This is a genomic window from Nonomuraea antri (genome assembly GCF_013283785.1).
In the GTDB taxonomy this organism is placed as follows: domain Bacteria; phylum Actinomycetota; class Actinomycetes; order Streptosporangiales; family Streptosporangiaceae; genus Nonomuraea; species Nonomuraea antri.
Map to the genome: position 1 here is coordinate 97,901 of NZ_JABCPZ010000008.1, position 7,423 is coordinate 105,323.

7 protein-coding genes are annotated in these 7,423 nt (G+C 72.7%); 5 read left to right on the top strand and 2 right to left on the bottom strand.

Features of this window, described 5'->3' with window-relative positions; translation table 11 throughout:
- Positions 1 to 42: 42 nt before the first annotated feature.
- The 3 genes from HII36_RS04610 to HII36_RS04620 all read left to right on the top strand — a co-directional run bounded on the left by HII36_RS04610 (position 43) and on the right by HII36_RS04620 (position 1,784).
- Positions 43 to 780, top strand: coding sequence for a neutral zinc metallopeptidase (locus HII36_RS04610; RefSeq protein WP_173521761.1), 738 nt, complete (start codon positions 43 to 45; stop codon positions 778 to 780).
- Between the two features lie 118 nt (positions 781 to 898).
- On the top strand, positions 899 to 1,099 hold the full coding sequence (locus HII36_RS04615) for a hypothetical protein (RefSeq protein ID WP_173521762.1): 201 nt from the start codon (positions 899 to 901) through the stop codon (positions 1,097 to 1,099).
- 79 nt (positions 1,100 to 1,178) lie between these two features.
- A complete protein-coding gene (locus HII36_RS04620) occupies positions 1,179 to 1,784 on the top strand; it encodes a response regulator transcription factor (RefSeq protein ID WP_173521763.1) in 606 nt (201 codons plus the stop codon).
- Between the two features lie 30 nt (positions 1,785 to 1,814).
- Here the strand turns inward: HII36_RS04620 and HII36_RS58550 are convergent, their stop codons facing one another.
- Positions 1,815 to 3,686, bottom strand: a complete 1,872-nt coding sequence (locus tag HII36_RS58550) for a sensor histidine kinase (RefSeq protein ID WP_173521764.1) — start codon at positions 3,684 to 3,686, stop codon at positions 1,815 to 1,817.
- A gap of 291 nt (positions 3,687 to 3,977) precedes the next feature.
- Here HII36_RS58550 and HII36_RS04630 point away from each other — a divergent pair, with 291 nt between their 5' ends.
- Positions 3,978 to 4,817, top strand: a complete 840-nt coding sequence (locus tag HII36_RS04630; protein ID WP_173521765.1) for an SDR family oxidoreductase — start codon at positions 3,978 to 3,980, stop codon at positions 4,815 to 4,817.
- Positions 4,818 to 5,074: 257 nt separating this feature from the next.
- Positions 5,075 to 6,394 (top strand): SGNH/GDSL hydrolase family protein, encoded by a 1,320-nt coding sequence (locus HII36_RS04635; protein WP_173521766.1) that lies wholly within the window; start codon positions 5,075 to 5,077, stop codon positions 6,392 to 6,394.
- Positions 6,395 to 6,471: 77 nt separating this feature from the next.
- Here the strand turns inward: HII36_RS04635 and HII36_RS04640 are convergent.
- Positions 6,472 to 7,423: aldo/keto reductase (locus HII36_RS04640; protein ID WP_217369157.1), on the bottom strand; the 952-nt coding region annotated here is incomplete at its 5' end.

Sequence of the window (7,423 nt, forward strand, 5' to 3'; positions counted from 1 at the left end):
CCGCTGGTCACGAAGGCGGCGGTGGTCCTAGGATCCAGGGCCATGATCATTCGCGTGTGTGCGGTGGCGGCCGCGGGGCTGGTGCTCTTCTCCGGGGCGGCCGTCGCCGACCCCGTCACGGGCGCTCCTGAGCTGACCCACAACGAGCTGTACAAGGCGGGCAAGCTGCCCAAGGTCCGCTGCAAGGTGGCCAAGGGGACGAGCCGCTCCTCGGCCGCGAAGTACGCCACCAAGCTCGTCTCCTGCCTGAACACGGCCTGGAAGTCCAAGATCAAGGACTTCGTGCCGGTCGAGGTGAAGATCAAGGCGTCCGACGACAAGAAGGCCTGCAGCAGCGGCATGGACATCGCCGGTTCGTTCGCCGAGATCTGTTTCAGGGCGATCGAGGTGCGGCTGGCCGCGGACTGGATCAAGGCCAAGGACGATCTGGCCATGTTCTCGGCCATCACCAAGAGCTGGAGCGGGGTCGTGCTGGGGCAGACCGGCATCGGCCAGGCGTACTGGGCGCTGGGCAGCGACGGGTCGGAGTCGGAGTCCCGTGAGCAGACGCGGCGGTTCTCGCTGCAGGGGGACTGCCTGGCCGGGGCGTCCATGAAGAGCCTGGGCCGGGTGATCAAGGATTGGAAGCCGCTCGTGGCGTCCGTCGAGCCGCCCGAGTACGGCAGGTTCAAGTGGCAGGGCAAGCAGGCCAACCGCGTGTACTGGTTCAAGCAGGGATACCAGGCCGGTGGGCCGGCGGCGTGCAACACCTGGAAGGCGAGCTCGGCCAAGGTGGCGTAGGCCGGGGCGCGTTTCCCTTCGTGGTCCGGGCGCCGGTCGTGCGGCCTACTTGCCTGCCTCGGCTGCGGGACGTGGAAGGCGCGGTGCTCGGCCGGTCCCGGGACTCTATGATCGCGCCATGGTGGGGCGAATCGTGTTCATGGTGCTGGGTACCGGGGTCCTGCTGTACGCGGGGCTCGGCGCGTTGTTCAGCGACCCCCAGGCGGCGGGTCAGGTCACGGCGCTGGCCATCGTGGGGGTCGGGTTCATGATCGGGGCGCTCGCGTTCGCGGTCGGTGCGCGCGACCGAAGCGGCCGGGCGCGCTCGGACGAGGTGTGACCCGGCGCCGCGAGGTGGCCCGCGCCTGAGGTTCGGGGCGCTGAGCTGCGGATATCCTTCGCCTCATAGGGGGTGACGGGTGATTCGGGTGCTGCTGGCCGAGGACATGCGCATCTTGCGCGAGGCGCTGGCCGGGCTGTTGCGGCTGGAGGCCGATCTCGAGGTCGTCGCCGAGGTCGAGCACGGTGACGCCATCGTGCCCGCCGCGCTGGAGCACCGCCCGGACGTCGCGGTCATCGACATCCAGCTCCCCGGCATGGACGGCCTCGACGCCGCCGCCCGCCTGCGCGAACGGCTGCCGTCGTGCAGGACGCTGATCCTGACCGCCGTCGGACGTCCGGCGAACCTGCGGCGCGGGATCGCCGCCGAGGTGGCGGGGTTCATGCTCAAGGACGCCGGCCCCGACGAGCTCGTCGCCGCCATCCGGACCGTGGCCGCGGGCGGCCGGGTGCTCGATCCGCAGCTCGCCTACGCCGCGCTGGGCGCGGCGGGCAGTCCGCTGTCGGAGCGCGAGGCGGACGTGCTGCGGCTGACCGCGCGAGGCGCCACGCCGCGCGAGGTCGCCGGGCAACTCCACCTCACGTACGGCACCGTGCGCAACTACCTGGCCTCGGCGGTGACCAAGCTGAACGCGCGCAACCGGGTGGACGCCATTCGCATCGCCACCGAGGCCGGCTGGCTGTAACGCACCTCCACCTCCTGGAAGCGCGCCGTGTCAGGCTGGGACTTCGGTGCGGGCCGTCGGAGTGAGCGGCAGGTCGGCCGTGAGTACGAACAGGCTGCCGTCGGGTCCCGCCGTCAGGTGTCCGCCGCCTTCCGCTGCCCTGGCGGCCAGGTTGTCGAGCCCGGTGCCCCTTCTGAACCGCGCCCCGGTCGCAGGGCCGGTCGCGGGTTCGGGTCGTGTGGTGTCCGGTGCGTGGCCGTCGTTGGTGATGCGTAGCCGTACGCGTCCGTCCACCACCTGCGCCGACACCTGGCAGGTACGTGCCGTCGAGTGCCGTACGACGTTGGTGGCGGCCTCGCGCAGGACGGTGGCCAGCAGCGCGTCCGTCCCGGCGGGCAGGACCGGCGGCGTGCGGTCGTCGGCGGACAGCCGGATGCCCGCGGCCGCCAGCAGCGAGCGCGTGGCGGCCAGTTCGTCGCGGAAGGTCAGCGCGGCCGGGCGGCCGGTGATGGCGCGCACCTCGCTCAGCGTCCGCTCGGCGGCCGAGCCGATGCCGTGCGCCTCCTCGCGGGCCCGGCAGGGGTCCGCGGTCAGCAGGCGCAGGGCCAGCTCGGCCTTCAGCCGGATCGCCGAGAGCCCGGCTCCGAGCAGGTCGTGGACGTCGCGGGCGACCCGCAGGCGTTCCTGGAGCACGGCCATCCTGGCGAGCTCGGCCCCCGTCTCGTTGAGTGTGCGGGTGACCTCGGGCAGCCGGTGCAGCGCGTAGATCTCGAGCACCGTCATGACGCCCGCGGCCACGAAATACGGGTGCGCGAACGAGCCCGCGGGGCTGTGCAGCGCCGCCAGACCGGCCAGCCCCAGCGCGGCGAGCGGCCACGACCACGGGGGACGTACCCGGACCGCCACCGTGCCGAGCACGAGGATCGCCGCGGAGCCCGCCAGGGTGCCGAAGCGCAGGAGGACGGGCACCAGGAGCGCCGCCTGCAGGGCCAGCGTCCACGGCCAGGCGCGCGGCGCGGACCCGTCGCGGCGGGGCAGGCCGTGGTAGAGCTGCAGCGCCGTGGTCACGGTCAGGAACGCGCCGATCAACGCCCATGCGCGGACGTCGAGACGGTGGAACTCGGCCAGGTTGGACAGCACCAGCTCCTGGTGGTTGAGCACCATGAAGAGCATCGTCCACCAGGTGAAACGGAACATCACCGGAGCCGGCCGGTCCGGCGCTCGAACGGTGGCCAGGCCCAGCTCCCGCCGCGTCCCGGCGATCTCGCGGGCGGCGGCGAGCGACCTCTTGGCCCGTTCGGCGATATCGGTCAGCTGCGCGCGTCCGGGGGCACGGGACAGCCTGATCACGGCCGACAGGTCCTCGCCGATGCCCAGGTGCAGCAGGCGCGCGGTGGCGAGCCGGTCCCTGGCGACGGCGAGCGCGGCGAGTTGCCGCCGCCGTTCGCCGGCCAGACGGACGCGCTCGGTCAGCCGGCCCACGGCGTAGAGCGTCAGGCCGACGTTCAGGTTGACGACCGTCAAGCCGAGCGCCACGATCGGCGGGTCACCGGCGCCGCTGAGCGCCCTGGCCGCCGCGTCCGCGGCGATGACCAGCGCGAACACCACCCATGACACGGGGGCGGCCAGCGTCAGCAGGGCCGCGGACGCGAGCATCCCCGCCACCGGCCCCCAGGCGGCGCCCACGATCAGGTACGGCGTGAAGACCAGCACCGCCTCGGCCGCGAGCGCCCACGACGTACGCCGGCCCGGCCGGAGCATCACCAGAGCGTGCACCATCACCAGCGCGACGAGCGCGGCGTAGGCGACCACCTGGCCGGGGCCGGGTTCGAGCTGGAGCGAGAGTGCGGTGGACCTGGCCACGAGCAGGCAGAGCAGCACGACGACGGGCAGCGCCGTCGCCGGCCACGGTCTCTGCTCCACCCGATCTCCTTCGCGCACGTGCGAAATGCACACGAATCATATGCAACAGCGACAAATAGCTCTTTTTGTCTGCATATGCGGCGATTCACCAGGCACTGGTAGGAATCCGGCGCGGGGGAGGAGGATGGCGGCGCGGGCGGGCGGTGCCGGCAATCCCGGCCCTGGTTCCGTTCGTGACTGGCTGCCGACGTCTCGTCGACGAGACGGCAGCGCGATTGGAACAAAGCATTCCGTTCTGATATGTTGAGGTCATCGGCGGCGAACCGTCGCCGATGATCTAAGGAGACCAAGATGATCCTCGTTGTCGGGGCCACCGCCCACTTCGGCCGCCAGACCGTCGAAGCGCTCGCCACCGCGGGCCACCAGGTCCGCGCCCTGAGCCGGACCCCCGAGAGCGCCGGGCTGCCCGCGGGTGTCGAGGTCGTGCGTGGTGACCTGACCCAGGCGGAATCGCTCGCCCCCGCGCTGAGCGGTGTGAACGCGCTTTTCCTCGTCCTGCCGTACCAGATGGACCCGGCGCCGATCCTGCGCGCCGCTCAGGACGCCGGGGTGCGCAGGATCGTGTTCCTGTCCTCGGGCGCGGTGGTCGACGGCGCCGCCGAGCAGCCCGACGTGATCGCCGCCTACCACTACGGCGTCGAGCAGGCGATCAAGGCCACCGGCGCGGAGTGGACGTTCCTGCGGATCTTCTTCCCGGCCATCAACTCGCTGTCGTTCGCGATGCAGCTCGGCGGCGGTGACGTCGTGCGCGGTCCGTACGCCGGAGCCACGAGCGCGCCCGTCCACGAGGGCGACGTCGCCGCGGTGGCGGCCCGCGTGCTGACCGGCGACGCCCACGCGGGCCAGGTCTACGAACTCACCGGGCCCGAGTCCATGACCCAGGCCGAGCAGGTGGGCGTGCTCGGCTCGGCGCTCGGCCGGTCGCTGAGCTTCGAGGAGATCGACGACCAGCCGGTCAGGGCGCAGCTCGGGCAGTTCATGGACCCGGCCTTCATCAACGCGCTGTTCGACCTGATGGCCGCCACCGCGGGACGGCCCGCGGCGGTCAACTCCCTGGTCGAGGACATCACGGGCCGGCCCGCGCGCACGTACGCGCAGTGGGCCGCCGACCACGTCGCCGACTTCGGCTGACCCTCACGGGGGCGGGTCACGCCGACCACGCGGGCGTGGGCCGACCGGCCCACGCCCGCACCCCAGGCGACCGGCACCGCCCTTCACCCAGGCACCGCCCCTCGCCACGGGTGCCGCCCTTCGCCCCGGAGTCGCCTGTCACCCCGGGAACTGCCTGTCACCCCGAGAAGCGGCTCGTCATCCCGAGCCGCACGTCGCCCCGCATGCCGCTCATCACCCCGAGAGCTGCTCACCACCCGAGAACGGATCGCACCCCGATGAGAACCACTCTGAACCGTGTCACCGCGATCGCGGCCGCCACCGCGGCGACGCTCGCGCCGCTGACCCTCCCCGCCCAGGCCGCCGAGCCGGCCGCCGCCGTCGCCGCTGCCAACGCGGCGGGTGAGCGCGCCTGGAGCGGTGCGTGGGCCGCCGCCGTGCAGCGGCCGTCCCCCGGCGGCATGCCGGGCGGCACCAACTGGTCCGAGTCCGGCTTCGCCGGCCACTCGATCCGCCAGGTGGTACGACTCAGCACCGGCGGCGCCAAGCTCAGGATCCGGCTGTCCAACAGGTACGGCACCACCCCGCTGCAGGTCACCGGCGTCTCGATCGCCAAGTCCGGCGACGGGGCCGAGGTCCGGCCGGCCACGCTGCGTCCGGTGACGTTCAGCCACGCACGAGGCACGGTGATCCCGGCCGGGCAGGAGGCCGTCAGCGACGCCGTCCACCTCCGCACCGACGCGCTCGACCAGGTGAGCGTCACCCTCTACGTCAAGGGCAGGACGGGTCCCGCGACCTTCCACGACATCGCCTCCGCCACCTCCTACCGCGCCCGCGGCGACCACCGCTTCGACCCGCGGGCCAAGGCGTTCACCGAGACCTCGTCCTCCTGGTACTACCTGACCGGCGTGGACGTCCTCGGCGGCCCGGGCTCGGTGGTCACGTTCGGCGACTCGGTCACCGACGGCACCGGCTCCACCCAGGACGCGAACAACCGCTACCCCGACCAGCTCGCCGAGCGGCTGGCCGCCTCGGGCAGGAAGCTGGGCGTGCTCAACGCCGGCATCTCCGGCAACCGGGTGCTGAACGACTCCTCCTGCTTCGGCGAGAAGGCCATCGCGCGCTTCCAGCGGGACGTGCTCGACCGTCCCGGCGTGCGATCGGTGATCGTGATGGAGGGCATCAACGACATCACCTATCCCCTCATGGACTCGCCCTGCAGCACACCGAACCCGACGGTCACGGCCGAGCAGATCATCGAGGGCCACCGCGCGCTCATCCAGGCGGCCCGGGCCAAGGGCGTCAAGGTCGTCGGCGGCACGATCATGCCGTTCAAGGGCAACCCCTGGTTCTACCCGGAGGACAACGCGCGGACGCTGGCCATGGAGAAGACGCGGGACGCCGTCAACCAGTGGATCCGCACCGGTGGCGAGTACGACGCGGTGGTCGACTTCGAGCGGGTGCTCGCCGACCCGGCCGACGGTGACCGGCTGCGTCCTGAGTACAACACCCGTGATGGTCAGGAAGGCGACTGGCTGCACCCGAACGACGCGGGGCTCGACGCGATGGCCAAGGCCGTCGACCTCGCCGCGCTCTGACCTCTGCCTGCCGCACGGCCCCCGACCCCTCTGCGGGCGGGGGCCGTTCCAGCTGCCCGGCGACCCCAGTCCGGCGGCTACTGCCAGGTCAGTGCGCCGCGGGTCGTCCAGTACGCCTGCGGGTCCTCGGTCAGCCCGGCCAGCCGTTCGTCCAGTTCCGCGTCCCAGCCGGCGCCGGCCGCGGCCAGGTTGTCGTGGAGCTGGGCCACTGACGCTGCCCCGCTCAGCACCACGCCCGCCCACGGCCTGGCCAGGACGGCCGCCAGCGCCAGGGCGTCAGGGGTGAGGCCGCGTTCGCGGGCGGCGTCGGCGAGTACGGGCGGCGCGGCCGGGCCGGCCAGGCGGCCGTTCGCCACGCCTTCCTTGACGATCACACCCAGCCCGGCCCGGTGCGCGCGGGCCAGCGCGGGGCCGGCGGAGGGTTCGAGCAGGTTCCAGGTCGACTGGACGGTGTCGAACACCCCGGTCTCGACCGCCCTGTCGACGGTGGCGGACTGGCCCGGTCCCGTCGTGGACAGCCCGATCGCCACGCCCCGGTCGCGTAGCTCGCGCAGGCCGGCCAGGACGTCCGGGTCGTCGAGCACGCCGCTCTCCACGGTCGCCGAGTGGATCTGGTACAGCGACAGGTGCTCGCCCAGCAGCGCCAGGCTCTCGCCGAGCTGAGTGCGCAGCCGGGCGGCCGAGAGTTCCTTCACCTCGTGCCGGTCGGCGTCCATGCGCCAGCCGCCCACGTAGGCGTAACCCCACTTCGATCCGACGGTCACCGTGCCGGGCGCGATGGCGCGCTCGCGCAGCCAGCCGGCCAGGAACTCCTCGGCCCTGCCGTAGGAGCGGGCCACGTCGAAGTAACGCACTCCGGCCGCCAGCGCCGCGTCGAGCACCGCCCAGCTACGCGCCCGCATCGCGGCGACGCCACGGTCGGCGCCCAGGTCGCGGTCCCGGCCGAGCGTGATGTAGGCCGGACGCCCCAGCGCCGCCAGCCCGACCCCAATCGCCGTCACCCGCAACCCGGCCCGCCCCAGCCTGCAC